This is a genomic window from Candidatus Enterococcus myersii, assembly GCF_017316025.1.
Classification (GTDB): domain Bacteria; phylum Bacillota; class Bacilli; order Lactobacillales; family Enterococcaceae; genus Enterococcus_C; species Enterococcus_C montenegrensis.
Genome location: NZ_JAFLVT010000004.1, coordinates 67,174 through 93,967 on the forward strand (window position 1 = coordinate 67,174; position 26,794 = coordinate 93,967).

Sequence of the window (26,794 nt, forward strand, 5' to 3'; positions counted from 1 at the left end):
GAAAATTCTTCCTCAAATTTCTTGAAATTTTGACTTATTGTCACAGCAAGTTACTTCGCAATGCTAGACAGTTCGAAAAGCTGAACAAATCGGTCACCTCTGAGTCATAAGATCAAAATTTGCTAAAATGGCTTTTTCATTTTCGTAAATTTTTACTTATGGCTGAAGGGGTGATTTGTGAAGCTAGACAGTTAAAAAAGCTGAACAAATCGGTCACCTCTGAGACATAAGATCAAAATTTGCTAAAATGGCTTTTTCATTTTCGTAAATTTTTGCTTATGGCTGAAGGGGTGATTTGTGAAGCTAGACAGTTAAAAAAGTTTTTCGAGCTCGTTTTATTCGCCAACAATAAGAATGAAAAAATTCGGAATATGCCGACTTTATAAAAGTAGGTATACTCCGAATTTTTTTAGCGCTGGTTAATTACTGCTGCTTTTTATTTATGGTAGGGTAATTTTTTTGCATAATTTTCTTTGTTAACTTGTCGTGCTCTAGCAATTCCCATTGCATCTTTTGGCACGTCTTGATTAATCGTTGAACCCGCTGCGATAAAGGCACCATCCCCTACAGTAATTGGCGCAACCAAATTAGAAGCCGAGCCAATAAAGGCGTTGTCCCCCACATTGGTATGGTGTTTGTTTTTACCATCGTAGTTGACAAAAACAACGCCACAACCTACGTTAATTTCTTTGCCTAAAGTTGCGTCGCCCACATAGGTTAAATGACCAACTTTTGTCCCTTCACCTACTTTGGCATTTTTCACTTCGACAAAGTTGCCAATATGAGCAGTTTCTTTAATTTCAGCTTTTGGCCGTAAGTGGGCAAATGGACCGATATCCACATGGTTGTGTACAATGCTTTCTTCAATACAAGAAGACTTCACAATCACGTGATCGCCAATTTTGCTATCCACAATTTCAGAACCAGCTGTAATAAGACATTCACTGCCAATAACTGTTTGACCTTTTAGATAAACGCCAGGTTCAATCACTGTTTCAGCTCCGATTTTAACACCGGCATCGATATAAGTTGCCTCAGGATTAATGAAGCTGACTCCATTTAGCATGTGTTGGTGATTAATGCGATTGCGCATGATCCGATTCGCTTGGGCTAACGCCACACGATCGTTAACGCCCAGTGATTCATCGAAATCTTCTGTTTGATAGGCCGCCACAATTTTGCCTTCTGATTTCAAAATTTCAATAATATCTGTTAAGTAATATTCTCCTTGCGCATTATCGGTGTTTAATTTACTTAATGCATCAAAAAGTAATTCATTATCAAAACAATAAGTGCCAGTGTTAATTTCTTTTACCCGTACTTCTTCCGGGGAGGCATCTTTTTGTTCCACAATTTTTTCCACAATACCAACGTGATCACGAATAATACGACCGTAACCGGTTGGGTTTGGCGCTTGCGCTGTTAAAATCGTCGCACTGGCATTTTTCCCTTGGTGGTATTCAAATAAATTATTCAACGTCGCCGTTGTTAAAAGTGGTGTATCGCCACTAATTACCAAGGTTGTGCCTTTTTTACCTTCCAAAAATTGCGCTGCTTGCATCACCGCATGACCAGTACCAAGTTGTTCTGCTTGTAAGGCATATTCACTGCGATCGCCTAATTGTTCTTTCACCATTTCAGCGCCATGACCAACAATTGTGATAATTTCTTTTGGTTTAGTTTCTTCCACCCGGTTAATAATGTGTTCCACCATTGGTTTTCCACAAACTGGATGTAAAACTTTATATAATTTTGATTTCATGCGCGTGCCTTTGCCCGCCGCTAGAATAATCCCGTAACGCTCTGTCATGTGTTTCCCTCATTTCAAGTTTTTAACTTCCGTTTTAGTTTATCCCAATCACCGTCTCATTTCAAGCAAATCAAGGAAAAGTCAGATAGACCAATTTAAAATGGCTGCTTTACGCCGATACAGGCGAAATAACAAAGTTTTCCCCACTGTCCACAAAACATCGTCAAAATTTATTGGACTGTCAAAAGTTATCCACTGTGGAAAAGTAATTTTAATTTATCTTTATTTTTCTGTGCAAAAAGCCCCTTGCCACTATTTTTGACAAGGGGTTTTTCAAATACTTTTTAATAGTCAAACTGACGGTAATAGCGACGGATTTCTAGTGGGTGGCAATTTAATTTTTCCACATGTGCATCAATTCGTTGCGTCACGCAGTGCATCAATAAAAATGATAATACGCGACCGCGATATTTTTCGCTGATCCCTTCAACTGCATAATCTTTTGAATCAATGAAGGTATAGTTTGCACAAATACGTGGTAATAAGTTTTTCACTCGCTCTGCCAATGGTCGTTGTTCATCTTCACCTAAGAAGAGGGTCACAGGTGTCGTTTCATCCACAATTTCTAAAGTACCGTGTAAAAATTCTGCGGCGTGGATTGATTTTGAACGCAACCAGCTTTGTTCTTCCCAATAACACATTGCATAAGAATAGACTGCTCCCCATTGGTTACCTGCCCCAATGAAGTAATGCATTGCATCATGACGATGTTTTTCAGCAAACTCTAAGCCAAAAGCATCTGCTTGTTTTTCCGCTTCGACTAATCCTTTTGCTAGACTAGCATCCAGTTCTTTATAATATGCTTCATAATCGTTAAATTCACCATTATTTTTCATCAGCCGATCTGCTACCATAAAGAATTTAATTTGTTCTGTACCCGGTGCTGGATAAGTGATTACATGATCGCATTTTTTTGCTAATGGGCTATCTGCAGTATCGATAAAGCCAATCAAGGTTGCGCCTACTTCTTTAATTTCATCAACTGCTTTGACTACTTCTTGGGTAGTTCCGGTCACAGAAGATAAAATGACGACTGAATCTTTGGTTAAACGTTTATTGCCCGTTGTGTAATATTCTGCCGCATGTTGCACGTATGCGGGTAAATTACTTTTGCCATTTATATATGTCACTGCCTGCATTGCAGAAGCATACGTTCCGCCAATGCCTAAATAATACAAATTATCAAAACCCTTTTCCCACACGTTATCCACAATTTTTTCTACTTCTGGTCGTAATGCTAATGCACCTTGAATATCATCAATTTGTTTTTGTTCGTTGAATTTTAACATTTTTTCCACCTCTGTCATTTACTTTTATACTTTACTTTTTAATACGCGATCAAAATCATCGAAAATTCGTTGACTTAAATTAATTCCTTTAGCTGTTGCAATTTTATAAGCCAAAATTTGGAATGGAATTACAAGCGCTAAAGATGAAACAAGTTCATCACATTCTATTTCCAGCCCTAATTTTTCTGGAGCTTTTGTTGTTTGTGTTGTGATCGTTAACGTTTTCCCAACATATGGCGCCATATAGGACTTCAAAGCGTGTGAACGGGCTTCATTGACACTTTTTGTTTCAATAAAGAATAATATATGCTCACTATCTGCTTCTAAATAAGGGCCATGCATATAGGCTTCTAGTTCAAAGCCTTGTGAAGGTTTACGAACTGTTTCAGTAAATTTTGTTTCAAATTCTTTTGCTGTGCCCCAATTTGGCCCATAACCAATTGCAACAAAACGCGTTCCTAACTTAAAGATGTCTTCATGCAACGTAAAGAAATCATTTGTTTTTGCAATCACAGCCGGAATGGCCGTGATAACTTTGTCCAACTCGCCGCAATAAAAATCAGCTTGTTTTTGTGTCAATGTCCCTTTATTGTAACCAATTGTTAACCCTAGCAAGAATAACTGCAAGACAGTTGTCACATAACCTTTCGTGACAAAACCAACTTTTTCAATCCCCATTTCAAGATCAATAACCTCATCGACCGCTCCTGCAATTGGGCTCGTGATGTCACTGGTTAGCGCTAAAGTAAACAAACCTTCTTTTTTTAATTTAGCGATTGCATCGATGGTTGAGGCACTCTTGCCACTTTGCGAAACTGCTAAAACAGCATCGACTGCAGCACTCACGCGACCATAGTGATTAAAATTATACGGTTCTTCTATAGTGACAGAGATATTAGCAAACTTTTCTAGTGTGACTTTGGCAGCCAGACAGGCATTGTAAGAAGAGCCTGTCGCCAAAATCAAAAGATTGTTGATTTTTTCAAAACCTGAAACTTTTTTTAGCGTAAATTTATCTAAAATATTTTTTAACGTTACTTCTTCTTCGTTGATATAATCCAACATCGTTTCCATTTGCTAGCCTCCTAGAAAATTCCAACTAAGGAACCTAAAATCCCCACTACAGCTAACCCTAACAAAATGGTCAAAGGTTTTACTTCTTTTTTCAGCAGGTAAAAAACAGCTCCAAATACACCAAGGCATAAAATTTTCGGTACAATATCATCAAAAATACTTTGGACAGTAACTGCATTTTCACCTGAACCAATTTTCATTGGCAAATTGATATCGATCATGGTGGCAGTCATCCCACCAACGACCATCAACCCGATAATTGAAGCACCTAAAGTTAAGCTTTCCATCATGCCATTTGCTTGAATTTTCTTCAAAAAGCCCGTCCCTAGTTTATAACCCCAGCTCGTCGCAAGATAGCGAAATAAGATATGGGGAATATTGAAAATTAACAAAAACAAGATTGGTCCTAAAATATTTCCTTGTAAAGCCAGTGATGTTCCGACACCAGTAGCAATCAAGCGTAGCGTGCCCCAGAAAAATGAATCGCCGATCCCTGCTAAAGGTCCCATCAAAGACGTTTTAATACTATCGATCGCAGAAGTATCAAATTCAGGATCATTCACATTTTCTTCTTCCATCGCAGCATTAATCCCTAAAATTAGGGTTACAATATGTGGCGTCGTATTGAAAAATTCCAAGTGACGTTTTAAGGCATCTGCCATTTGTTCTTTTGTTTGATATAGTTTTTTCAAAATCGGAATCATCGCATAGGCATAGGCCATGTTCATTTGACGTTCATAGTTCCAGGAAAATTCCATTTGAAATGAGCGCCAAAATACTTTACTTAGATCTTTTTTTGTAATTTTTAATTCAGTATTAGAAGTCTTCGTCATCGTCAACTACCTCCCCAGTCGTGGCTTGAACTTGTGGACCTTGGTTATTGCGAACATTCATAATATTAACTACAACAACTGCGACAATTGCACCAAAAATGGCAATTCCTGTAACCGGAATTTCTAAATACGCCGCCAATGCAAAGCCCAAGAAGAAATACGGTGCTACTTTTTTGTTAATCAACAAGCGTGCCAACATTGCAAAACCTAGTGCAGGAATTAAACCAGTGGCAACCGCTAAACCGTGTTGTACGAATTCTGGAATCATCGCAAGTAAATTGCCAATCGTTTTACTTCCTACCATAAAGGAAATCATGACGATTAATCCTAGCATCAACGATAAACCAAACCCGGCCAATAAATGCATCCGTTCCACGCCTTTGTAATTTCCATCAGCAGCGAAATCATCAGCTTTGTGGTTCATAATCGGAATCAAAAGTCCCAAGTAGATATTTTTCAAAATCAAAGTCAAAGTGGCAATTGGTAAGCCAAGTAATAGTGCCGTTTCTGTACCAGCACCTGCTGTAATTGCAAAAGCTGTTCCTAAAATACCGCCAGTTACAACGTCTGGTGGAATTGAAGCGCCTACAGAAAATGAGCCAATAAATGCTAATTCAAGTGTTGCCCCCATAATAACGCCGGTTTTCACATCACCTAATACAATCCCGGTAAATAGTCCTGTCACAATCGGACGTGACAAAAGGGAAGTCCCCAATGCGTATTCTGATTGTGCAATAAACGCGACAATGCCTAGTAAAATTGCTTGTACAATCATTTCTTCACTACCTTTCTTTTACAAAACCTCAGTAACATTCACCTTTTTATCATTTGGTACTTGGCGAATTTCGACTTCAACACCTTTATCCACCAATTTTTTCAAAAGCTCTTCTTCTGCCGGCAACACATTTACAGCTTTGCCGATACTGCGGGTACCTTCTTTTACTTTTGTCCCCCCAAGATTAATTTTAGTGATTTCGGGATAGGCTTCTGCTAGTTGGTAAGCATCCCCGACTGATTCCACTACAATAAATAATTTGTATTTATCCGTTACGCCACTTTTTAACGCCGCGATAGAATCTTCAATATTTTTAATTACTAATTTCACACCTTGTGGCTTGGCTAATTTAATTGTTGTTTTACGTACTTCATTGTTGGGTACATCGTCGTTGGCAATTAAAATGCAGTCCGCACCTAAGCTTTGGGTCCAGGAAAATGCGACTTGTCCGTGTAATAGACGGTGATCGACACGAGTTAAAATAATCATAGTTTTTCTCTCCTTATTAAAAATCTTCTTCTGCAATAGTGGTGCTATAAGTTAAATTACAAAACTGAATGGCTTCTTTTGAACTGCTCAACACCGTAGCAATTGTTTCTTTTAAGTCAGGTACAAACGTAAACTGCGTGGCAAACTCAATTAGAAACGGCAAATTCATACCCGCTACTAAGTAAAAATGCTCTTTGTTGATGTAACGTAAAAATTCATTATTGACACTACCGCCAAATAAATCTGTCACCACCACCACTTCGGCATCTTCATTTTGCTGCATTAATGCATCCACAGCTTTTGTTAAATCGAAGTCTTCTGTTATGTAACAATCCAATGTTTGAATATTAGCGTTTTTACCACAGATCAATTCCAACGAGCTCAAAATACCCGAAGCAAATTTTCCATGGGAAGCTAAAATCATCTTTCTTTCCATTTCCTTCACCTCATTTCCTACACCAAAATAAAAGCAAGTTGCGTGCCAACTTTAGTGGCAAACAACTTGCTTTGGTTAAAAATCTTCATCTAGTGGTGTATTATCAATGTTTTGGTAAAGAATGTCATAAATATAAGCAATCTCTGAATCGGGAATTTTGACACTGTAATCGTTTTCTATGACACTAAAAGCATTTTTGATTTGCGACAAGGCCAACTTTTGACACTGATATAAATCTTCGTAACCTGCATACGTATCAATGGGAATATTGCGAATCAAACGCTCAATCAAACAACTAACATGAACATACAATGCCAGTTTTTTAGCATTACTGATGACAAGACCGCTATAGGCTTCTAACTCTCGCATAAAGACTTCAATTTCCCCCATGACTTTTTCTGTATCTAAAATCGTAACCGAATCAATCACTTTTTCCAGTGAAAAATTACGAATAACATTGGTATTGAAGGTCGCATTTTCCGCTGGCGTTAAACACGTACTTAACCATGCGGATAAAAGTTGATTTTCATCACCAGAAATCAATTCTTCTAAGGATAGATAAGGCATGCCAGAAATACTTGGATCAGCTGTGCCGATGATGCCCAAAACATCGTACATAGAAAAAATCGTTTCATTTTGTTTTTGCTCTTTTAACACATCATATTCATAAGGAAAGATCTTCAGCGCCACTGAAGCTGGTAAACTTTTTTCTAACAATTGACTAATTTGTGTCGCTGTCCCAATTCCTGTCTGACAGGTGGTGATTAAAGCCTTCATTTTATTTTCAGCTGGATAAATAATCTCCCAATCCAATTGGGCCTGCGCCGCTGCTTTTTCAATCATTTCCTGTAAAGGCAAAGATTTTTGCAAGTTCTCACCAATCGCAATGGCCAATGGTGTTGTCACATTATTCATAATAACCACAGGTGCTGTAATTTGTTTTGGAAAAAATTGATAAATCTCTTTTAAAGACCCCATATCCACCAAAATGACCAAGCCATTGGAAACATCATGATTTTCACTATAATCTAGAATTTCCTCGGCGATCTGTTTTGGGGTAACGTCCAGTGGCATATCAAAGGAAGCAAAAATATCTTTGCCCAACAAGCGGTTGGCAACATTGGCAATACTACTAGCTGTCGCATAACCATGGGCTACGATAATCCCTCTTGGAATTCCCAATTCTTTTTGCCAGTCGGCACGATTCAAATAGATCGTCAGTAAAATACAGTCCATCTCTGAAATTTCTAAATCCAATTTGGGCTGACATAATTCTAACAGGCGTTTGACGTACTGATAACTAGCTGCATATTCACTGGCAATCTGCTGTTCCAATTCTTTAATTAAGCCTAAGACATTGATATCTTCTGGATACCATTTTCCTGCGCCTCTTTGAAATAAATAGTAGCTAATCGCGTAAACAGCATTGCCGTTAAATTTGATTTGATACGCACTTTCCATTTGCTTAAACGTATCTCGAATGTACTGGGTTAAATAGATCAACAGCTCCTGCTTTTGCTGGCGATCGGTTTCAAATAACAAAAAATCAAATAAGTTTTCTACTTCTTGCTTTAATTGCTCTTCACACTTTGACAGTTGCTGTTGTTTGGAAAATTCGGTAATCATACGCTCGAATGTGGTGATGACCCTTTGTTGTTGCGGATGATTTTTTTCCAATAATTGGGGAATCGTCGTATTTTCCGTAATTAAGGTGTCTTTTTGTAGAACACTTTGTAAATTCCCTGTCGTTGGTACTAATAATTTTTCCGGCAGTTGATAAATGCTTACGTCAATGTCGGCAGCATTTTTTTGTTCTGCAAAAGCCTTGGCGACCGTTACTTTCACCGTATTTTTCAACTCGCCAATGTTTCCTTTAAAGCTGCTTGCGGTTAAAAGGGTTAGAACTTGCCCACTGACTTTTAGCGGACGTTTAATTTTACGCACCTCACTTAGTAAAAACGAATACACCAGCTCCAATCGTTCGTTGCGACTGCGGGCATTAATGGGAGGTAGCGTCACTTGGATTGGAATTCGTCGCATAAAAGTGGTTAAAAAACTACTTTCCAAATCTTCGGTAGTAGCAAAAAATAGGCGTGTCTTCACTTTAATTGCTTGATTCGTCGCCCCCATGGGATAAATAATTCCTTGATCCAAATACGTAAACAGCTTTTCTTGCCCTTCGGCATTAAGACGGTGGACTTCATCTAAAAACAAAATCCCCCCGTCTGCAGCCTCAAAAGCGCCAACTTTATCACTTTCAGCTCCTGTATATGCACCTTTTACATGGCCAAATAAATTACTGGTTAAAAGTTCGGGATTGTTAGCGTATTGGGCACAATTTAACGTAATCAATGGCGCATCTTCTTTAATCAGTTCATTTTCCAAACAGTATTTATGAATTAATCGGACCAAAAAACTCTTACCAGTCCCACTTTCACCGGTGATTAACGTTGGTAACCCGTTATCTGGGTAATACAGCGCCGTTTTGATTTGTTCTACTGCACGACGCAAACTCTTGTCGTGACCAATAAATAGGGAGAATAAATCTTTTCGCTGTTCAAATAAGGGTTGCTCTTTTAAAATTTCTTCGCTACTTTGATAGAAATTATCCCGCAACAAGAAAAACTCTTTTTCAAAAGCTTCTTTATGAAAGTAATAAACCGGGCGAGAATTGATTTTCACCAGTAAGCCTGTTTCATTTAATTGATTGAGATAGTGACTAATGGTATTACGTTTCACGTCAAAAAATTCAGCTAATTTTTGCGCGGTAAAAACTTCACTTAAATGGTGAAGATCAATAAAAGCCGTTTGATTTTCTAAATATGTCAATAATTCTTCTTTCATCGTTATCCTCACTTAGTATTTACTATTTTGTTGTTAAAAACGTTTCCAGTTTTAGCCATACTGTAGCACAAAAAATGGTGGGAAATTAACCGGCTCCCACCATTTTTTAGTGAATATTAATAAAACGATATATAATGTTATGAGAACTTATTCCTTCGCTAAAAATTCCACTAGCACATCATAAACATCTTTACATTTAATCTCATTTAAAACTTCATGCTTCATACCGGGCATTTCAATACTCTGCACATTTTTATAGCCGATTTTATTTAAAGTCGCAACCGTATCTGCCAAGCCTTTTTTACCACCTGTGATTTTAACATCCTCTGAACCTACCACACTTAGTATGGGCAGCTGCGGATTCTGACACGTATAAGCAGCATAATTTTTTAATTGGTAATCTCCCTCCCAGATCGTCAGTAAACTTCTAACTGGGTAGATTGGAACCATTTTTTTATCCTGCTGACAACGCAGATTATTAGCCGGATTGTTGCTAAGCCAATCGTGTTCGACTCCCATATTTCCAGAAAGCCAATTTAGTAATTTATTTTGTTTTTGCTTATCATTAAAGCGTAAAAACAACTTGCCGGCCGCAATTCCTAAGAAAACTACGGGTACATAATTTGCCGTACCGGTTAAGACTACTTTTTCTAAACGCTGATCATTTTTCTGCAAATAATTGCGGGCAATAATCGAACCAAAAGAGTGCCCAAATAATGAAAGTGGTAAATTTGGATACTTCGTTTGGATAAAATCGCTGATAATAACTTGATCTTCTACTAACTGCGAGAAACTTTCCATTACGCCAAAAGGATCAGCCGCAGATACTGACTCTCCGTGACCTCGATTGTCAGACAAAACAACCACAAAATCATGGGCTTGTAAAAATTCAGCAAATGGCAGATAACGTTCTTTATATTCTAGTGCGCCATGAATAATTTGAACAATTGCTTTGGGCTTTGTGGGACTTAAAACAAGTAAATCTAATTTTGTCCCATTATCCGTATTAATTTTATATGTATCCACTTTCTAGCCTCACTTTTTTGCATTTTAAATTCATCTCCACTATACAAATAAAGCGCTCTTTTGCCAACCAGCAAATTGTTAATTTTGTCAGTTGACAGGTCAAAATACTTCAATTATATCTTTTATTCAGACAAAAAAAGAGCCAGAACAAAATTTGTCCTGACTCCTTTCATAAAGGATATGCTTAAAATATGCGTTCTTCTTTTTTACGTATTGCTTAAAAAACCATTTTTTCTTGCGCCGTCACATTTAAGCTGTAAAATAATTTCCCGGTACAACAGAAATTGTTTTGGTTTTCGTATCGACATCTTCTACATAAAGTAAAGAAGTGTAGTCTTTAATTGCTTTGATGCCTTTAAATTTAGTTTCAGCAAAAACGGTTACGCCAACGAGCTCACATTCGAATTCTTCAATCAAACTCTTCATACCGTTGACTGTACCGCCGCCTTTCATGAAATCGTCCACCACTAAAACGCGAGAACCACGCTTTAAACTGCGTTTTGATAATTCCATTTTTTCGATGCGCTCAGAAGAACCAGAAACGTAATTCACACTAACGGTTGAGCCTTCGGTAATTTTTGAATCCCGTCGCACAATTACAAAGGGTACATTCAAATAAGAAGATACGGCTTGGGCAATTGGCACACCTTTTGTTGCTACTGTCATAACAGCGTCAATTTTTTGTCCCAAATATTTTGAAGCGATAATTCTTCCCACCTGGCGCAATAATTCTGGTTCTCCTAATAAATCAGATAAATAAACATAGCCGCCCGGTAGTAGCCGATCTTGTTCAGACAAGCGCTCTGCTAGGTCGGTAATATATTTTCTCGCATCTTCGTAAGGAATTTCTGGCACGAATAATACGCCGCCGGCAGCGCCAGGAATGGTATCTAAAATCCCGGTTCCCCGCTCTTTAAATGTTTTTTTAACGATCGCTAAGTCTTCACTAATGGAAGATTTAGCCGATTCGTAACGTTTCGCAAAAAAAGTTAATGGAATCAACTCGTGAGGATGTTCCAATAAATAATGCGTCATATCGATTAATCGTTCACTACGACGTACTTTCACACTGTTCACTCTCCTGATAAATTTCTCGCCTTATTATAAGGGCTTATTACAAAAAAAGCGAGCATTAACTGAAAAAAATGCAAAATAGTTCGTAAAACGTGAACGCTTTCTTAATCATTATTGTAAATAGTGCGGTAAATATCTAACGATTGAAAATAAAAAGGGGGCATAACATTTGCCAGGTCTAAAAAAAAGCAGGGAATTTTTGTAAGTTGTTCACTGAAAAATTTTTATCTTTTTTCTATAATTTCAAAAAGAGGAATCAGAAAGTCCACCGCCATCTGATTCCTCTTTTTACAAATTTATAACACAGCCATTTTTATTGTGAAACTTTTTTATTTTTAGCGCGCTGGACTGCGACAAAAAGGCGTTTTATGATGTTCACAACTAAAAACAAACCGATAAAAACTAACGTAATGGTAGCCCCAGGTGGTGTATCTAAGTAAAACGAACTCGTCAAACCACTCAACATTCCGAAAAGACCAACAAAAGTTGCAATCCAAATAACGATATCAAAACTTTTTCCTAAACGCATTGAAATCGCTGCTGGCAAGACCATAATCGCAGAAATAAGCAAGGCGCCGGCAATCGGAATCATAACTGCAATCGCCACACCGGTTAAAACATTAAATGCCATCGACATCAAATGGACTGGCAACCCATCTACATGGGCGGTATCCTCATCAAAGGTTAAAACATACATTGGGCGTTTAAACAGTGCAAACAATACCCGCACGATAACAAATAAAACGCCTAAGAAAATCACTTGACCGCTAGTAATCGTCACAATTGAACCAAACAGGTAAGACTGAATACTGGTGGCAGAGTTCCCTCCGGACAAATTCATTAAAACTAGCGCCAGCGCTAACCCACCCGCCATTAAAATCGCAATCGAAATTTCCGAATACGTGCGGTAAATCGACCGTAGATACTCCAAAATAACTGCCGCTACCACAACCACCAACATCGTAGTTAAATTCGGATTTAAATTTAAGAAAAAGCCAAGTGCAACACCGGCTAAAGAAACATGAGACAAGGTATCTGCCATTAGTGATTGGCGACGAATCACTAAAAAGACCCCTAACATCGGTGCAATGCCCGCAATAAAAATAGCTGCCAAAATCGCCCGCTGCATAAATTCATAATTTAGTAAGCTCAAAAATAAAATCTCCTTTTTGTTAACATCCACACGTTTATTTTCACTAAAACAATTTGAGTCTAATAAAAAAAGCTGTGTTAACGATCAATATGAAAACAACGCCACGGTGAATCTTCTTTGCGCACGAGGCGGATTTGACGATCGGCATATTGCTTAATATCTTCATGATCATGGGTAATCATTAAAATTGCTTTATCATGCTGATGGGCACTGTGGCGTAACAGACGGTAAAATTCATTACGAGACTGTTCATCCATTCCCGTTGTTGGCTCATCTAAAATAAATAGATCCGGATCCGTTGCAAAAATTCGCGCTAAACTAATACGCTGCTTTTGTCCCCCGGACAACTCGCCAATTTTTTTATGGCGCATTTCCCACATTCCTACAGCCTCTAATGCTTTTTGCACATGTTCGTGATCTTTTTTAGTCAAGGTCTTAAACCAACGTCCCCGCGGATAACGTCCAGAACGCACCAGCTCTTCCACTGTACTAGGAAATCCCGCATTAAAAGAAGCTACTTGCTGCGGAATATAACCAATACTAATTTTTTCACCAGCTGCATTTTCTTTGGCTAATGTCACGGTGCCTTTACTGGGCTTCAAAAGTCCCAACGTCGCTTTAATTAAAGTTGATTTGGCCGCGCCATTTTCACCAGTCAAAATGACAAATTCCCCATCCTCAACATGATACGAAATATCTTCCAAAACAGGTTCATCATCGTAATAAAACGTTAAATCTTTAACATCAATATAGCGCAAAGCTGCGCCTCCTCTTCTTTTAAAATCAAGTTACTAAATAGCTAGAAAAGTTGAACAAACTCGAAAACTCGCTAGTAGTAAGACGAAAAGTTGATAAATTGTTCTGCAAATTTCTCAAGTTTTTGGCTTATTGCCGAAGAGAGTTAGTTTGTTACACTGGATCAAGAAAAGTTGAACAAACTTGAAAACTCGCAAGTAGTAAGACGAAAAGTTGATAAATTGTTCTGCAAATTTCTCAAGTTTTTGGCTTATTGCCGCTGTGAGTTAGTTTGTTACACTGGATCAAGAAAAGTTGAACAAACTTGAAAACTCGCTAGTAGTAAGACGAAAAGTTGATAAATTGTTCTGCAAATTTCTCAAGTTTTTGGCTTATTGCCGCTGTGAGTTAGTTTGTTACACTGGATCAAGAAAAGTTGAACAAACTTGAAAACTCGCTAGTAGTAAGACAAAATTGATACGCACTTTACAATACCTTACTTAATGCTTTCTTGCAAAGCCTTCAAATTTTGCTGCATGACAGTAAGATACGTTTCTCCGTCATCCATTTGTTTTTGTGTCAAACTTTCCAATGGATTTAAGACAGCCATCTTCACACCTGTTTCTTTGGCTAATGTTTCTGCCACTTTTGAATTAGCATTTTCTTCAAAGTAAATAACTTTTGTGCCATGATCTTCCACAAAATGTTTTAATTGCGCTAAACGACTTGGTGAAGGCTCTTGATCGGGGGAAATTCCCGAAATAGACTCTTGCGTTAGGCCGTATTGGTTGGCTAAATAGCCAAAGGCCGCATGTTGAACCACAAATGTTTTATTTTTTGCGTTTGCAAAGGCTGTCTTATATTCTTGATCTAGCTCATTTAGTTTTGCAATGTAAGTGTTGGCATTTTTTTCAAACTGCGCTTTTTTAGCCGGATATTTTTCCGACAATTCTTTTTGGATTTCTTTCACTTCTTTTACTGCCATTACTGGATCTGTCCAAACATGGGGATCTTTTGAATGGGCATGGTCTTCCTCGTGATCGTGCTCGTCACTGTCAGAATCATGAGTATCGCTGTCAGAATCATGATGGGCGTGATCGTGACCGTCACTTGAAGCTTCCAATAAGTCAATCTCATCGGCAGCTTCAATCATCTTTGTCTTTTTGTCATCGATATTGTCTGCGATTTTATCCACCCATGTTTCCATCTCTTCACTGTTGTAGACAAAAGCGTCTGCCTCAGAAATTTTTGCAATATCTTTAGCACTTGGCTCATAGTCGTGGGGTTCTGTGCCCGCCGGAATTAAAAGCTCTACGCTACCTTCATCGCCAACTACTTCTTTGGTAAATTCATACATAGGATAAAAAGTTGCGATTGCTTTAATTTTGCCGTCGTTATTTTTGCCATTATTGGCATTGCTATCACCACAAGCACTTAGTAAAACCACGCTTAGTAAAACACCAAGGCCTAGTAAATATTTCTTCATTAAATTGTGCCTCCTAAATTTATCACGTTGAAATCAAATCGTAATTTTCCGATTTGCCACGACAATTAATTTAACAGACAAAAAATAACCCGTCAAGATAAAACGTATAAGTTACGATTTAAACGATAAATCTCCCTCTAAACCGTAACAAAGGACTTTTCATTCATATGACCCTTGAAAAATGTATGGGCTTTTTCCGATAAAATAATAATTTGTTACCTTAACTCGATTTTTTCTAGCCCTCTTTTCCTAAATTTTTGCTATATAAAAAACTTGCCACTTTTGTGACAAGTTTTCGCTCACTTAATGTTACTGCGCTATTGTTTCAACCGGCAAGTTCATGCCTTTCCAACCTTCCATCGCCCCAGCAAGTTCATAGGCTTCAAAACCATTGGATAATAAAATTAATAGTGCTTCTTTTCCCAGTGTTGTGCCGCCGGTCCAATCATAAACAACGTAAATTTTATTTTTATCCAATGTTTCCAAATGATTTGCTAAATCTTTAGCTGGTAGAGCAATTGCCCCTTTTATTTGATCTTTTTTGACCGCTGCTGGTGCATTGCGAACATCAAGGACAACGTAAGGGGAATCTTCTTTTCCTAATGTATCTAAAATTTTAAAGTGATTGATATATAAACTTAGATAGGTTTTTAATAAATCGATTTTTTCTGCTGTGTTGTTATTCATGATAAAGTCTCCATTTCATCAACTAATTTTTTTGTGCCTAATTGAACCTTATTTAATAGGTATAAAAATTGTTCTAACTCTTCAGAAGAGAGCTCTGAAAATAAAATTTCCACTGCTTTAAAATTTGCCGGCAAAAATTTTTCAACGATTTTATTTCCCTTCGGCAGCAACTTGATTGCAACCGCACGCCTATCATTTAGCTGCTCTTGTTTTCTAATCCAATTATCTGAATTCATTTTATTCAACATCTTTGTGACAGTAGCGCGAGAAGCGCCCAACTTATCGGCAATTTCTGACGGTAACAATTGCTGGTTTTCCGCCTGCTTCAAAAACATTAAAATAATAAACTTAGATTCAGATAAGTCGTATTTTGCAAGTAACTTATCGTAGTTCTTTTGCATTTCGCGATACGTCCATTGTAACGTAATAAACCCATGGGCTACCTTGGGACTCGTTAAACCAGGATACTTTCCTAGCGTCGCCTTAAAACGTTGCACATCGGGGCGATCTTTAAATGTAAATTTTTCCATTTTAAATGTCCTCTTTCAAATGATTAGCCGGCTAACTACATGAACTATAAACCGCTTTTCATTTTTTGGCAACTAAAACAAACCAAAAGAGCAAACTTCATCCTTTGATTTGTTGATTTAATTTGCGTGCCACAAAAATTATATGATTTCATAAAAAATTCCACTGCATCAAAAACGCCGACACAATGGAATTTCTTTTATTTTGCTCGCCAGTAGCTACTACCATCTTGCGTGCGGTGCATAAAGCCATACTCGATTAAGTAACGCCGAACCGTGGCAAAATCAGCGACATATTGTTTTAAAATATCATTTAAGCTGGATTCATGATAATTCTTGTCCCATTCAAAGTGGGTCACGATGTCGGCTAATAAGATAAGTTTCCGTTTTTCTTTGGCTGGAAAAGTTTTAATGTAGCCCGATGCATCGCGATAAGTTGTCAAAACTTTTTCTTGTTCTTCAGGCGTAATATTGTAGCGATCATCCAACATTTTTGCATTTTGATGGGGCAAAATGACATCTGGTTGTGCCAATAACGTCATGATACTAAGAAATACTTGGGACTGTTTTTGCTTTTCCTTCAATTTAAAACGATGGTTGCGAACTGTTGAAGCTGTCACGCCTAAGCGCTGTGCAATAAATTTGTCTTCCACATTTTGTGCAAATAACATCAAAATTTCCTGCTGTGTCTCACTAAGTCCTGTTGTCTCTTTGGGTAATTGTAATAAAGCCGCTAAGGGGCCTTGATGGGCATCCATTACATGAACTTCCATGTATTTTTCGGCTGTCAAAAATTTTTTTCCATAGGGATACACACAACCAATTTCAGCAGTCGTTTCACAATATAGGCATTGGTACTCTTTGTGCCGGCTAAAGCCTCGTAGATACTCTTGAATTACTACATCTTCCACTTTATTCACCTCAACAAAAATTATATTTATTTGTAAATATACTAACATTTTTTATTTTCGTTTGCAAATAAACTAAAAACCGACTGTCGTCGCAACTTATTCATTTCCTAAAAAGAAAAAAATTTTACGATATAATACATCTGCTAAAAAAAGAAAACTTGCAAAGAAAGTGAGCTATCTTCACTAACTATGCAAGTTTTCTCTATTTTTTTTACCAGCCACCGGAGGCTCCGCCGCCACCAGAAGAACCCCCGCCAAAAGAACCCCAAGAGCCGCCGCTACCACCACTAGAAGAGTTATGATTAGCAGAATTGTAATTAGAAGACAAATAACTATACGTCAAAACTTGACCATAGCCACCATATAACGTATCGCCAATTAAAACACGCCCCATGCCCATTTTCTTAGCATTGGGTTGTTTTAACAGTCTTCCTTGAATAACAGACCGCTTGACACCACTCACTGTGGCAGCGACAAACAATCCACTCAACATCACATAGTACAATTCGGTTTGTTTCAAGGTCGTGTTGGCACTTTTTTCATCGGTGAACATTTGCGGCAACTGATTGCTCGTTTCTTGATATTTTTGGTAAATCCCTTTTAAATAGCGACGTCCGTTAATTAAACTAATAATGAACACAATCGCCACCAAAATCATCACCACAAAGAAAATCCGCAGTCCCCAATAAAATAAATTAAGTCGACTTTTTTGCACCTTTACTTGTGCAATTTGTGAGTCCACTAAAGCTGTTTTGGTATTCATTAAGTTAAAGACTTCTCCTACAACTTGATTGATCGCTTTACTGTAGTTTTCGTCTTTAAACCAGTCGACGACATCATCGTCATTAATAATATCGTCTGCTGTCGCATCTGGAATTAAACCTTCCAAACCATATCCGACTTCCAGACGAAATTTTCGATCTTCTAAAGCAATCAGATACAAAACCCCATTGTTTTGCGTTTTGTCCCCAATTCCCAGCTGATTAAAAATCTTATTTGCATAAGATTCAATATCTTCGCCACCGGGTAGCTCTTTTACCGTCACGACTTCTAGTTGCGCACCTTGGGTACTTGCCGCTAATTGCTTATTCAAGTTGTAAATTTTCTTCTTTGTCGCAGCATCGATAATCTTGGCATTATCTGAGACAAAAATGTTATTTTTGTTAATTGTAATTTTGCTGTTGCTGTCTTTAATTGCAACTTGATAATTATCCGCTTGACTTGGATAATCTTCCAACTGCGCCAGATTGTCTTTTAATACTTCATCAAAAGATTTTTGTGGTGGTTCAATCTTACCGGACAAAATATCTTCTCGTTGCGTTTGCAAATCATTTAATTGTGTATCATAATGTTGTTTTTTTTCAACAAAAGTATGGTTGTCTAAAATAGAGCCAACTAATCCGATACCAAAAAGCAACGCGACAATAAAGAAGACCATTCCCATGACACGGTTACGTTTCATGACATCTTGGTAGAAATGACGAATTTTTTGATCCGTTTTAGCAGTTAAACTGGTTGGGCTTTGCTTGTTCATCTGCCCCACCACCTTTACTCAAAACTTACATCTGGAACTTTTTCAGCGCCAGCGTCAGCTTTAAAGTTAGCTTTCTTTTCAAAACCGAGCATTTTCGCTACGATATTTTTAGGAAAGCGAACTAAATTTTGATTGTAACTTTGAACTTCTGTAATGTAGTTACGGCGTTCCACTGCAATGCGATTTTCGGTTCCTTCTAGTTGTGTCATTAAGGTTTTTACATTTTCGTTCGATGCTAATTGTGGATAGCTTTCTTTAATTACACTAACCATTGTACCGACACTTTGATCGATTTTATTGTCAGCTGCAACTTTTTCTTCTGGTGTTGAAGCCTGATTGTATTCTTTTCTGGCTTGTGTAATCGCAGTGAAAATTTCCGTTTCATGCTTCATACTCCCCTTGACGCTGTTCACCAAATTGGGAATTAAATCTGCTCTACGCTGCATCACGTTTTCTACTTGTGACCACTTTGCATCGACACTGTTTTCGGCACTTGCCAAACTATTGTAGGTGGCAATAAAATAGCCTACAATCCCGATTACAATAATACCAATTACACCAATAACTGTTAAAGTACTTTTCTTCATTTCATTTCCTCTTTTCCTCCACTTAAAAGTGCGGTTCCCATCCGCCAGTGGCTTTAGCTTATTGTACCATTAAGGCTACCACCTACCTCATACTTAAGTCTGATTTTTATCACTTTACAAAAATATTATAAGAAAAGCTGAGAGCTAGTACGTGAAGCTAGACAGCTAGAAAAGCCGAGGAAACTCCTTCACCTGCTAGCAAAGGAGAAATTTCAATAAATTGTTTCCAAATTTCTTGAAATTTTGACTTATTGCTGGCGAGTTAGTTTCAAAGGCTAGACAGCTAGAAAATCTGAGCGTACTTGGCAGCTCTTTGAAAAAAATATCAGAAAGTCATGTTTTAGTGTTCCTTACCAGCAACTAATTTGTGAATTTTTCAATTTTTATGCTTGCCATTATTATTTGACGCAGAACTAAAAAATCACGGTCGGCTACTTTACTTATTGGTAGCGACCGCGATTATTCAGCTTACTTTTATTTCTTTCTTTTCCAGAAATAAACTGCCACAGCACCTAAAATGATAAGTCCAATAATAACCAAGGACTGATTATGCTGATCATTTGTTTTTGGATAACGAATTTTCCCGTTATTTTTTGGTGGTGTCTCTTTGGTGTTTGGTTCTTTATTATTTGGTTTTGGTGGCAATTTATGGTTAATAATTGCCGCTAATTTAACAGTTTCTGGTTTTCCAGCGGCTTTATCTGGAATAACAAATGAATAGGTTTTTTTGCTTAATTGATAACCCTTTGGTGCTTGGGTTTCTTTAATCGTGTAGTTGCCAGGTGCTAAGTTTGTAAGGGCAACCTTACCATTTTTATCAGCAGTAGCAATCAGCTTAGCTCCATCTTCATTGAAAATATTAAAGACCGCGCCACTTAAAGCATGACCGTGTTCATCTGTTTTTTGCCAAGCGACACTTCCTTTATAATTTTTCATTGTCACTTTAACCAAGCTAGGTTGTCCAGCATTTTCAGCTGAAATAGTAAAAGCTGTAGCTGTCGTATTTAATAGATAGCCTTTTGGTGATTTCGTTTCAATAAATTGATAGTTACCTGGCGCTAAGTCCTTCACTTGTATCTGACCTTTTTTATCTGTAACTAAATCTTTGGCTACAGTTTTTCCGGCTGCATCTTTTACCGCAAATACTGCATCCGCTAGTGGCTCTCCTTGTTCATCGACTTTTTCAAGTAAAGCGGAACCTTTATAATTGATAACGTCACCTAATTCAAGAATTTCAGGCTTTCCTTGTTGATCTGAAATGGTGAAGGGTTTTGGCGTCGTATCTTTCATGTACCCTTGTGGTGCTTTGGTTTCGATTAAAACGTAATCGCCAGCTGGCAAACCTTTACCATAAATTTCTCCTGTTTCATCAGTAGTGATTTCATGAATTTCATTGCCGTTGTGATCAAAAATCGACAAGGCTTCACCGATCGGTTGTTTATCTTTTGCCGCAAAAACAGCAAATGTCGCACCGGCAAGTAATTCTTTTGCTTCGTTTTGTTTATGCGCAATAAACTCTGCTTGATAATTTTCAAAATCCAGCTGATCTATCTGATCGTTTTCCCCTTCCTTTTGTACAACAAAATAAATGGGCTGATTATTAATCACATAACCTGGCGCAGCTTTGGTTTCTACTAATTTGTAGCTGCCGACACCTAAATTATCTAAATCAAGTTCACCGCTATCGGGAACTACGATTCTTCGCTCCAAGTTTTCTTCTCCATCTTCCATGCGGAATAAATCAAATGTCGTCCCCGCAATAGAACCGCCTGAGCCAACTTTTCTAATTACAGCTTTTCCTTTAAAGTTTTGGAAATCACCGAAGTTAATAACTTGCGGATTGCCCGTATAGTGGGTTGGAATTTCCACTTTTACCAACGCCGGGTTTAAAACATACGGATTGCCTTCATCATTTTGCGGCGCTTTGGTTTCTTGGAAATAATAGGTTCCTGGTGCTAATTTATTAAATTGCACCTGACCATTTTCATCACTTGTCCCTTGGGTTAATTTTTGTTTTTGACTATCATATAACGTAAATTCAGCACCTTTTAGTACTTTTTTACTACTATTTACTTTTCGAATTTTAAAAGCACCTTGATAGTTAATAAAATCAACACTAGCGACAACAACATGTGGTTTACCCTGCTGTTTTTCACTAATTTTAAAAGGTACGGTTTGATCATTAAGTAAGAAACCATCTGGTGCCTTGGTTTCCACAAATTGATAGTTACCGGGTGCTAGGTTCGTTACGGTCACGACACCTTTGGCATTGGAAACAAGATTACGCGCTACCGTATTCCCTTTAGCATCAACAACTTTAAATACCGCTTGTGCTAATGGATTGCCTTTAGCATCTTTTTTTTGCAATTGAGCGGAGCCCTTATAGTTGATAAAATTGTCGCTTGCATTCACGACTTCAGGTTTTCCGTCGTGATTTGGTTCAATAACAAAGTCAACAGGGGTAGTATTTAAAATATATCCTGCTGGTGCCTTAGTTTCAATGAACTGATATTTTCCTGGTGCCAAGTTTGTGGCCGTTACAACACCTTTATCATCACTGATCAAATCACTTTGTCCCGCAACATCTTTGCCGTTTTCATCCACAACTTTAAAGGTTGCTTTAAAAAGAGGATTACCTTGCTCATCTTTTTTCACTAAGCTAGCACGACCACGATAATTCGTCATCGTCACATGGACTTCTGGAATTTGTCCATCATGTTGTTGATAGACTAAAAAGACATGGGGAGAGTCGTTGCGAATAACGCCTGCCGGAGCAAAGGTTTCCACAAATCGATACATTCCACTTGCCAAACTATCCACTTCTAAAATGCCTTGTTCGTTGGTTTGATCGATCAATAACGGTACATCTTGCCAGAAAGATTATCCGTTAATTTCCGTGGATAGTTTCTCTAGTTTAAAACGGGCCCCGGCCAAGAGGTTGCCTTGTTCATCCACTTTTTTCAAAATAACCTTGTTTGGTTCATTTACTACAACGAGTGGTTTTGCATCTGCAGCTGTTGTTGCCGCTGAAATTTTGATTAACTTGCCAGCGACAAATTCGTCTGCTATGGTGTAGCCTTTTGGCGCTTTGGTTTCTACTAATTTGTAATCGCCGTATGGTAAACCGCCAAAAATAATTTGTCCGTGTTCATCAACTGTTCCTTCCCGTAAAACATGTTCTTTTTTTACATCCCAAAGTTGGAAATGTGCACCAGCTAACGGTGTACTCCCGTCAGCTTTGGTCTTTTGAATGACAATGCGACCACGCTTGCCTGAAGCATTACCTCCGCTATTATCCACTTTAACTGTTACATCTGCTCCGTCACCGCCATCAACTACTTTACTACCGGTTCCTTTAATTGCGACATGATTAGAAACTTTGTCTTCATTGCCAGTCGCACTTGATAAAATCAAGCTACGATATTCCATATAATAGGCTGTTTCGATATGTTTCATTTGGACAACTAATTTTTGCTGTCCAGTTTCATTATCTGTTGTAATTGTAACTGTATAATCTTTATCAACTGTTAGCGGCTGACTTTTATCGGGTACAATTGTACCGTCTGCAGCAACTTTAGTTTGATAAACAGCGACAGAATCTTCATCTAGCACTTGATTAATTGACGGTTCGTCTGTGATTGTGACATCATCTAAGGTCGATTGAGCACCGTTAATCATTAAATGCCACAAAACATAATTCGGATCATCTGGATCTTGCAAACCATCTTTTTTTACAGACTCGCCGCCATGTTGAATGGCAACTTGACCGGTAACATCTCGTTTATCTCCGTGATTTATATATTCTGCAACATTATCATATTCCTTTTGCTCATCAATTACTTGGTTAGCTAAAGAAGTTTTAAAACGAATTGCATACGTTTGGGCTACCCCTTGTGGAAATTTAACAGTCAAAGTTTGATCGTTTTTCTCTGTAGGTTCTGTTACAGCTAATTCTTTTGTGACATCATTTTTTTCATCAATATGGACGGTGCCATCTGGTTCTGTTTGCGCATTATAAACAGCGACACTGCCTTTAATATAATTTTGATTGGCCAAAATTTTATCTTGTAATTGGGCATCTTGTAGCTGATTGGCACTTAGATTAACAGCAATTGTCCAGGTAATTTCTTTAGTCAGTGCATTGTACGTACCACTTTTTTCAGCATTTAAGGAAAACGGATCGTGGGGTCTAAATGGCTTTTCATCCTCCGAATGATGAGCATTATCCCATTTATCTTGCCAATCAATACCGGCATGGTTTAAAAACGAATCTGGTCCTGTCTGACCATCTGGATCTAGGTCTGAAACATCAAACTCCGTCGTATAGCGAATAATGAAGGTATCATTTGTTTGAGCATATGCCCCTTTTAAAGCAATAGTGAAGCCAGTTTGTTGATTGTGCTCATTTTTCTGAATTTTTAACTCATAGTCTTCTGTTGCAAATAAATGTTTCCCCTCTGTTGTCTCGATAGTTAACTTATAGCCTGTTTCTGTCGTATGATCGCGTTGTAATAATAGTCCTGGCGCGGGATTAAATGTATCGGTTATGACGGCATTTTTCATATCATAATTATTTTTATTTACTTCTAGTGACCAATCGACTGTCTTATTGGCATAATCAACTTTCCCTAAGTTCTTGATGATATTTTGTTGTAGCGCAGTACCATCATCCCCACCTTCTTGGCCGTCACCACCTGTATCGACCACTACTTTATTATCGACAGCTGTATTTTCTGTCACCAATCCATTTACCTTTGTTTTATAATCAATTTTTACTGCATAGTTCAAATCGTGGGCAAATTGCAAGACAAACTGATTTTTAGCCTTGTCATAGACGACGGTATAATCCGTTGGTGATACCAAGGTCGCGCCGATGATTTCTTTACCATTCTTATCAAACAAAATGCGATGGACTACTAAAGAATCCTCATCTAAAGTCAAATTATCACTCATCGTGTCGGTCAAGACGGCTGAATCTTTTGCAATATTTTTTTCACCATAATTGTATTTAATATTCCAAGAAAACTCTTGCTTTGCGGCATCATAGCCCGCTTGATTTTTTTCAATTAATTTACCGTAGTTGTTCGTCACCGTCGCCTTAGCTGAAATTTCATCAGGTAATTCATCACTCGTTAAAACAGCTTCATTTTCAAAGTGGACTTTGCCACCTTTATCTGGAATTGCACTTTCTTCAATTGTACTTTGATAGGTAAGACGATACGCTTTGTTAGTTTTACCATTTACGGTTACATTTCCATTCTTATCGACTGTGTACTCACTAGGAGCTAATGTGCGCCCGACTTCTTTAACAGTCCCATCTAAATTCATCACCAATTCATGGACTGTTACCGAATCATACGCCATACCAGTCGGCCATTTTTCTGTAACGGTCAAATTGGTATTTTCTTTCATAGCTTGATTGATATCAACTGTCCATTGCACTTTACTAGGATTTGGCGTGCGATCAAAATTCCCTTGTTTATCAATTTCTGTTTCAGTCGCGGGGCGAATGATAACATCCACTGGTGGTAAATTATCTTCTGTAGGATAGTGAATGGTAATATCACCTGGTCCATCAATATGGCTGGTTTCAAAATGGCTTTCAAAATAGAAATCCCCCGTAATATCACTCGCTTTTGTTACATCTTCTGTAAAAGTAAACCGAACTGTCCCGTCTTTGCCAACGAAATAAGTAGCGTACGTTGTTCCATCACTGTCTTTTAACTCCCCAGACATCTCCCGATTTGGAACAAGCTCTGCTGGCAAATGAAATTCAAAGAAATCTCCTGCTTTGATCTGCTGACGCACATCTTCTGGAATCGCCCAATCGTAGGTCAAACGAACCGTTGCATCGGCTGGAATCGGCGGTTCTAGCGGTTGCCCATCTTGATCGGTATATAAAATATGGCTGTCCGTTATAATTGTGCCACTACCTGAAGGAAAATATGTCCGAATATCATTATTTACAGCAGCACGCATCTTGTTACTCTTAGGTATTGCCGGCTGACTAGTTGGCTTGGTATTTTCTTTAGTATTTTCTTTAGTATCTGCTGTGGTAGACGAATTTGTTTTATCAGCGGCTGTACTGGCAGGCGTCGTGGTCTGTGATGTTTCTGTGGTTGTAAAACTAGCAGAAGAACTTGTAGCTTGCGTCTCATCTGTTAGAGGCAGCGTTGCCTTTTGATTGCCATAAGAAAATGCGACTTCTGATTTCAACGCCGAAATGAAATTTGGTGTTCCCGTCATAATCAAAGTATCGGCATAATCTGCTGTAGATGGTGCAATTATAATTTCTTTTTTGCTATTATCGAGCGTTAAAGCTGGCTCTGTTTTCCCAGATTGCCATTTTACCGCTGTCAAATTAAGCTCATTTGAGTAGTGAAGCGTTGCTTGCTTCTCATTTGCGCCACTAATTTTTAGCAGCAACTGATCATCTTTTTGGCTCAATGTCCCTAACATCCAGTCTGTTGGCAACATTTGTGCGACTGCTGTTAGCGGCATAAAAGCTTGCACCAACAAAATTACTGTCATCAAACAGTAAATTATGCGCTGTCTTATTTTGTCATTTTTCATTTTATTACCCCTTTTAAATAATAATAATTCTAATTTTTGAATCATCCTTATTCAGTATAGGTACCTTTCTAAAGCCAAACAAATGGTTTATACCACTTATCATCATTTTTTTATCACGTTTTAGATATGTTTTCAAAATTTATGAGAATATTTTTGAACTATTTAAAAAACATCGTTTTTAAGAACTTTAGTTATTTTAATAATCCTGCTATTTTATAAGGTAAAAAAAGGGTTCGGTCCGTCAATTGGTTCCGCCTTTATTTTTTTATGTTTGTGATATAATCAATAAAGTTATTTCTATAATCACGTAACCTTAAAATAATTTGATTTTATGAGATATTATCAGAGAAATCACATGCTTTTAATCTTCTTATTTAAAGAAAACTTTTTTGAATATTGAATACGACACTTTAAAATGTTTTTACTATCGATTTTCAGCTAGAATAATTTTCAATTTTGGGAATAGTAATTATAGATTTTTGCCACTTGATTAAAAAATATTTATTTGTGAAATTATAAGCAAGATGTTGAAAAGTCAAAAAAATAAACGTCATCACCTAATAGGCGATGACGTTTATTTTAGCTACTTTTAGTTCCCTTGGTAATGAATACATCAATAACATCTAAATTTTAAAAGAACTATTCACACACAATATCCAGCAACGACACATATTGCTGACCACCGTGCATATCACGTTCATTGCGACTGCCTTCAACCGGAACTCGCGGTAAACTTATTTTGGCAACGTGAATATCTTTTAGACAATAGATTTCTAAATCTTCTGGTTTCACTTGAAAGGATTTTGCAATCAATTTTCGTTCTCTTTCAAATGCGGTGACGATTTTTTCTGTATCCGCCACGGTATCGCAAAAAGCATCAATCGTAAGCCAAAATGGACCTGCGTTCTTACTTCGAATATATTTTACAATTTCTTCAACTGTTTTCATCTT

The 26,794-nt window shown here is 37.7% G+C and carries 21 protein-coding genes; all 21 read right to left on the reverse strand.

Annotated features, from left to right (window positions below; genetic code table 11):
• Window positions 1-436 precede the first annotated feature (436 nt).
• The 21 genes from glmU to JZO76_RS02485 all read right to left on the reverse strand — a co-directional run bounded on the left by glmU (window position 437) and on the right by JZO76_RS02485 (window position 26,791).
• On the reverse strand, window positions 437-1,810 hold the full coding sequence (glmU, locus tag JZO76_RS02390; protein WP_206902578.1) for a bifunctional UDP-N-acetylglucosamine diphosphorylase/glucosamine-1-phosphate N-acetyltransferase GlmU: 1,374 nt from the start codon (window positions 1,808-1,810) through the stop codon (window positions 437-439).
• Window positions 1,811-2,094: 284 nt separating this feature from the next.
• Entirely contained in the window at window positions 2,095-3,099 is a 1,005-nt protein-coding gene (locus tag JZO76_RS02395) for an SIS domain-containing protein (RefSeq protein ID WP_206902579.1), read from the reverse strand.
• Window positions 3,100-3,123: 24 nt separating this feature from the next.
• Window positions 3,124-4,173 (reverse strand): SIS domain-containing protein, encoded by a 1,050-nt coding sequence (locus tag JZO76_RS02400; protein WP_206902580.1) that lies wholly within the window; start codon window positions 4,171-4,173, stop codon window positions 3,124-3,126.
• Between the two features lie 11 nt (window positions 4,174-4,184).
• The gene (locus JZO76_RS02405; protein WP_206902581.1) at window positions 4,185-5,006 is read right to left on the reverse strand and encodes a PTS system mannose/fructose/sorbose family transporter subunit IID; all 822 of its coding nucleotides are present in this window, start codon (window positions 5,004-5,006) and stop codon (window positions 4,185-4,187) included.
• The gene (locus JZO76_RS02410) at window positions 4,990-5,781 is read right to left on the reverse strand and encodes a PTS mannose/fructose/sorbose/N-acetylgalactosamine transporter subunit IIC (RefSeq protein ID WP_206902582.1); all 792 of its coding nucleotides are present in this window, start codon (window positions 5,779-5,781) and stop codon (window positions 4,990-4,992) included. The genes JZO76_RS02405 and JZO76_RS02410 overlap by 17 nt, the downstream gene beginning before the upstream one ends.
• Before the next feature lie 18 nt (window positions 5,782-5,799).
• Window positions 5,800-6,270, reverse strand: coding sequence for a PTS sugar transporter subunit IIB (locus JZO76_RS02415; protein ID WP_206902583.1), 471 nt, complete (start codon window positions 6,268-6,270; stop codon window positions 5,800-5,802).
• A gap of 16 nt (window positions 6,271-6,286) precedes the next feature.
• The gene (locus tag JZO76_RS02420) at window positions 6,287-6,706 is read right to left on the reverse strand and encodes a PTS sugar transporter subunit IIA (RefSeq protein ID WP_206902584.1); all 420 of its coding nucleotides are present in this window, start codon (window positions 6,704-6,706) and stop codon (window positions 6,287-6,289) included.
• A gap of 75 nt (window positions 6,707-6,781) precedes the next feature.
• Window positions 6,782-9,550, reverse strand: coding sequence for a sigma 54-interacting transcriptional regulator (locus tag JZO76_RS02425; RefSeq protein ID WP_206902585.1), 2,769 nt, complete (start codon window positions 9,548-9,550; stop codon window positions 6,782-6,784).
• Between the two features lie 147 nt (window positions 9,551-9,697).
• Complete coding sequence (locus tag JZO76_RS02430) at window positions 9,698-10,576, reverse strand: alpha/beta fold hydrolase (protein WP_206902586.1); 879 nt, start codon at window positions 10,574-10,576, stop codon at window positions 9,698-9,700.
• Between the two features lie 249 nt (window positions 10,577-10,825).
• Window positions 10,826-11,644 carry a pur operon repressor gene (purR, locus tag JZO76_RS02435; RefSeq protein ID WP_206902587.1) on the reverse strand — a complete coding sequence of 273 codons (819 nt, stop codon included), beginning with the start codon at window positions 11,642-11,644 and terminating at the stop codon, window positions 10,826-10,828.
• 319 nt (window positions 11,645-11,963) lie between these two features.
• Window positions 11,964-12,803, reverse strand: coding sequence for a metal ABC transporter permease (locus JZO76_RS02440; RefSeq protein WP_206902588.1), 840 nt, complete (start codon window positions 12,801-12,803; stop codon window positions 11,964-11,966).
• 77 nt (window positions 12,804-12,880) lie between these two features.
• On the reverse strand, window positions 12,881-13,561 hold the full coding sequence (locus tag JZO76_RS02445) for a metal ABC transporter ATP-binding protein (protein ID WP_206902589.1): 681 nt from the start codon (window positions 13,559-13,561) through the stop codon (window positions 12,881-12,883).
• Between the two features lie 473 nt (window positions 13,562-14,034).
• Window positions 14,035-15,024, reverse strand: a complete 990-nt coding sequence (locus JZO76_RS02450) for a metal ABC transporter substrate-binding protein (RefSeq protein WP_206902590.1) — start codon at window positions 15,022-15,024, stop codon at window positions 14,035-14,037.
• Between the two features lie 309 nt (window positions 15,025-15,333).
• Window positions 15,334-15,711 (reverse strand): rhodanese-like domain-containing protein, encoded by a 378-nt coding sequence (locus JZO76_RS02455; RefSeq protein ID WP_206902591.1) that lies wholly within the window; start codon window positions 15,709-15,711, stop codon window positions 15,334-15,336.
• Window positions 15,708-16,241, reverse strand: a complete 534-nt coding sequence (locus tag JZO76_RS02460; RefSeq protein WP_206902592.1) for a MarR family winged helix-turn-helix transcriptional regulator — start codon at window positions 16,239-16,241, stop codon at window positions 15,708-15,710. The genes JZO76_RS02455 and JZO76_RS02460 overlap by 4 nt, the downstream gene beginning before the upstream one ends.
• A 197-nt stretch (window positions 16,242-16,438) precedes the next feature.
• Window positions 16,439-17,158, reverse strand: coding sequence for a DUF2087 domain-containing protein (locus JZO76_RS02465; RefSeq protein ID WP_347401453.1), 720 nt, complete (start codon window positions 17,156-17,158; stop codon window positions 16,439-16,441).
• A 202-nt stretch (window positions 17,159-17,360) separates the two neighbouring features.
• Entirely contained in the window at window positions 17,361-18,683 is a 1,323-nt protein-coding gene (locus JZO76_RS02470) for a TPM domain-containing protein (RefSeq protein ID WP_206902594.1), read from the reverse strand.
• A gap of 14 nt (window positions 18,684-18,697) precedes the next feature.
• Window positions 18,698-19,270 (reverse strand): LemA family protein, encoded by a 573-nt coding sequence (locus JZO76_RS02475; protein ID WP_206902595.1) that lies wholly within the window; start codon window positions 19,268-19,270, stop codon window positions 18,698-18,700.
• Window positions 19,271-19,744: 474 nt separating this feature from the next.
• Complete coding sequence (locus tag JZO76_RS14120; RefSeq protein WP_242595744.1) at window positions 19,745-22,126, reverse strand: SpaA isopeptide-forming pilin-related protein; 2,382 nt, start codon at window positions 22,124-22,126, stop codon at window positions 19,745-19,747.
• Window positions 22,127-22,150: 24 nt separating this feature from the next.
• Window positions 22,151-25,843 (reverse strand): collagen binding domain-containing protein, encoded by a 3,693-nt coding sequence (locus JZO76_RS14125; RefSeq protein ID WP_242595745.1) that lies wholly within the window; start codon window positions 25,841-25,843, stop codon window positions 22,151-22,153.
• 639 nt (window positions 25,844-26,482) lie between these two features.
• Window positions 26,483-26,791, reverse strand: coding sequence for a DUF4387 family protein (locus JZO76_RS02485; RefSeq protein WP_206902596.1), 309 nt, complete (start codon window positions 26,789-26,791; stop codon window positions 26,483-26,485).
• Between the last annotated feature and the right edge of the window lie 3 nt (window positions 26,792-26,794).

Excerpts from the sequence above, each read along its gene's own strand:
- glmU (WP_206902578.1), bottom strand. The coding sequence starts at position 1,810 with ATGACAGAGCGTTACGGGATTATTCTAGCGGCGGGCAAAGGCACGCGC.
- JZO76_RS02395 (WP_206902579.1), bottom strand. The coding sequence starts at position 3,099 with ATGTTAAAATTCAACGAACAAAAACAAATTGATGATATTCAAGGTGCA.
- JZO76_RS02400 (WP_206902580.1), bottom strand. The coding sequence starts at position 4,173 with ATGGAAACGATGTTGGATTATATCAACGAAGAAGAAGTAACGTTAAAA.
- JZO76_RS02405 (WP_206902581.1), bottom strand. The coding sequence starts at position 5,006 with ATGACGAAGACTTCTAATACTGAATTAAAAATTACAAAAAAAGATCTA.
- JZO76_RS02410 (WP_206902582.1), bottom strand. The coding sequence starts at position 5,781 with ATGATTGTACAAGCAATTTTACTAGGCATTGTCGCGTTTATTGCACAA.
- JZO76_RS02415 (WP_206902583.1), bottom strand. The coding sequence starts at position 6,270 with ATGATTATTTTAACTCGTGTCGATCACCGTCTATTACACGGACAAGTC.
- JZO76_RS02420 (WP_206902584.1), bottom strand. The coding sequence starts at position 6,706 with ATGGAAAGAAAGATGATTTTAGCTTCCCATGGAAAATTTGCTTCGGGT.
- JZO76_RS02425 (WP_206902585.1), bottom strand. The coding sequence starts at position 9,550 with ATGAAAGAAGAATTATTGACATATTTAGAAAATCAAACGGCTTTTATT.
- JZO76_RS02450 (WP_206902590.1), bottom strand. The coding sequence starts at position 15,024 with ATGAAGAAATATTTACTAGGCCTTGGTGTTTTACTAAGCGTGGTTTTA.
- JZO76_RS02455 (WP_206902591.1), bottom strand. The coding sequence starts at position 15,711 with ATGAATAACAACACAGCAGAAAAAATCGATTTATTAAAAACCTATCTA.
- JZO76_RS02460 (WP_206902592.1), bottom strand. The coding sequence starts at position 16,241 with ATGGAAAAATTTACATTTAAAGATCGCCCCGATGTGCAACGTTTTAAG.
- JZO76_RS02470 (WP_206902594.1), bottom strand. The coding sequence starts at position 18,683 with ATGAACAAGCAAAGCCCAACCAGTTTAACTGCTAAAACGGATCAAAAA.
- JZO76_RS02475 (WP_206902595.1), bottom strand. The coding sequence starts at position 19,270 with ATGAAGAAAAGTACTTTAACAGTTATTGGTGTAATTGGTATTATTGTA.
- JZO76_RS14125 (WP_242595745.1), bottom strand. The coding sequence starts at position 25,843 with ATGAAAAATGACAAAATAAGACAGCGCATAATTTACTGTTTGATGACA.
- JZO76_RS02485 (WP_206902596.1), bottom strand. The coding sequence starts at position 26,791 with ATGAAAACAGTTGAAGAAATTGTAAAATATATTCGAAGTAAGAACGCA.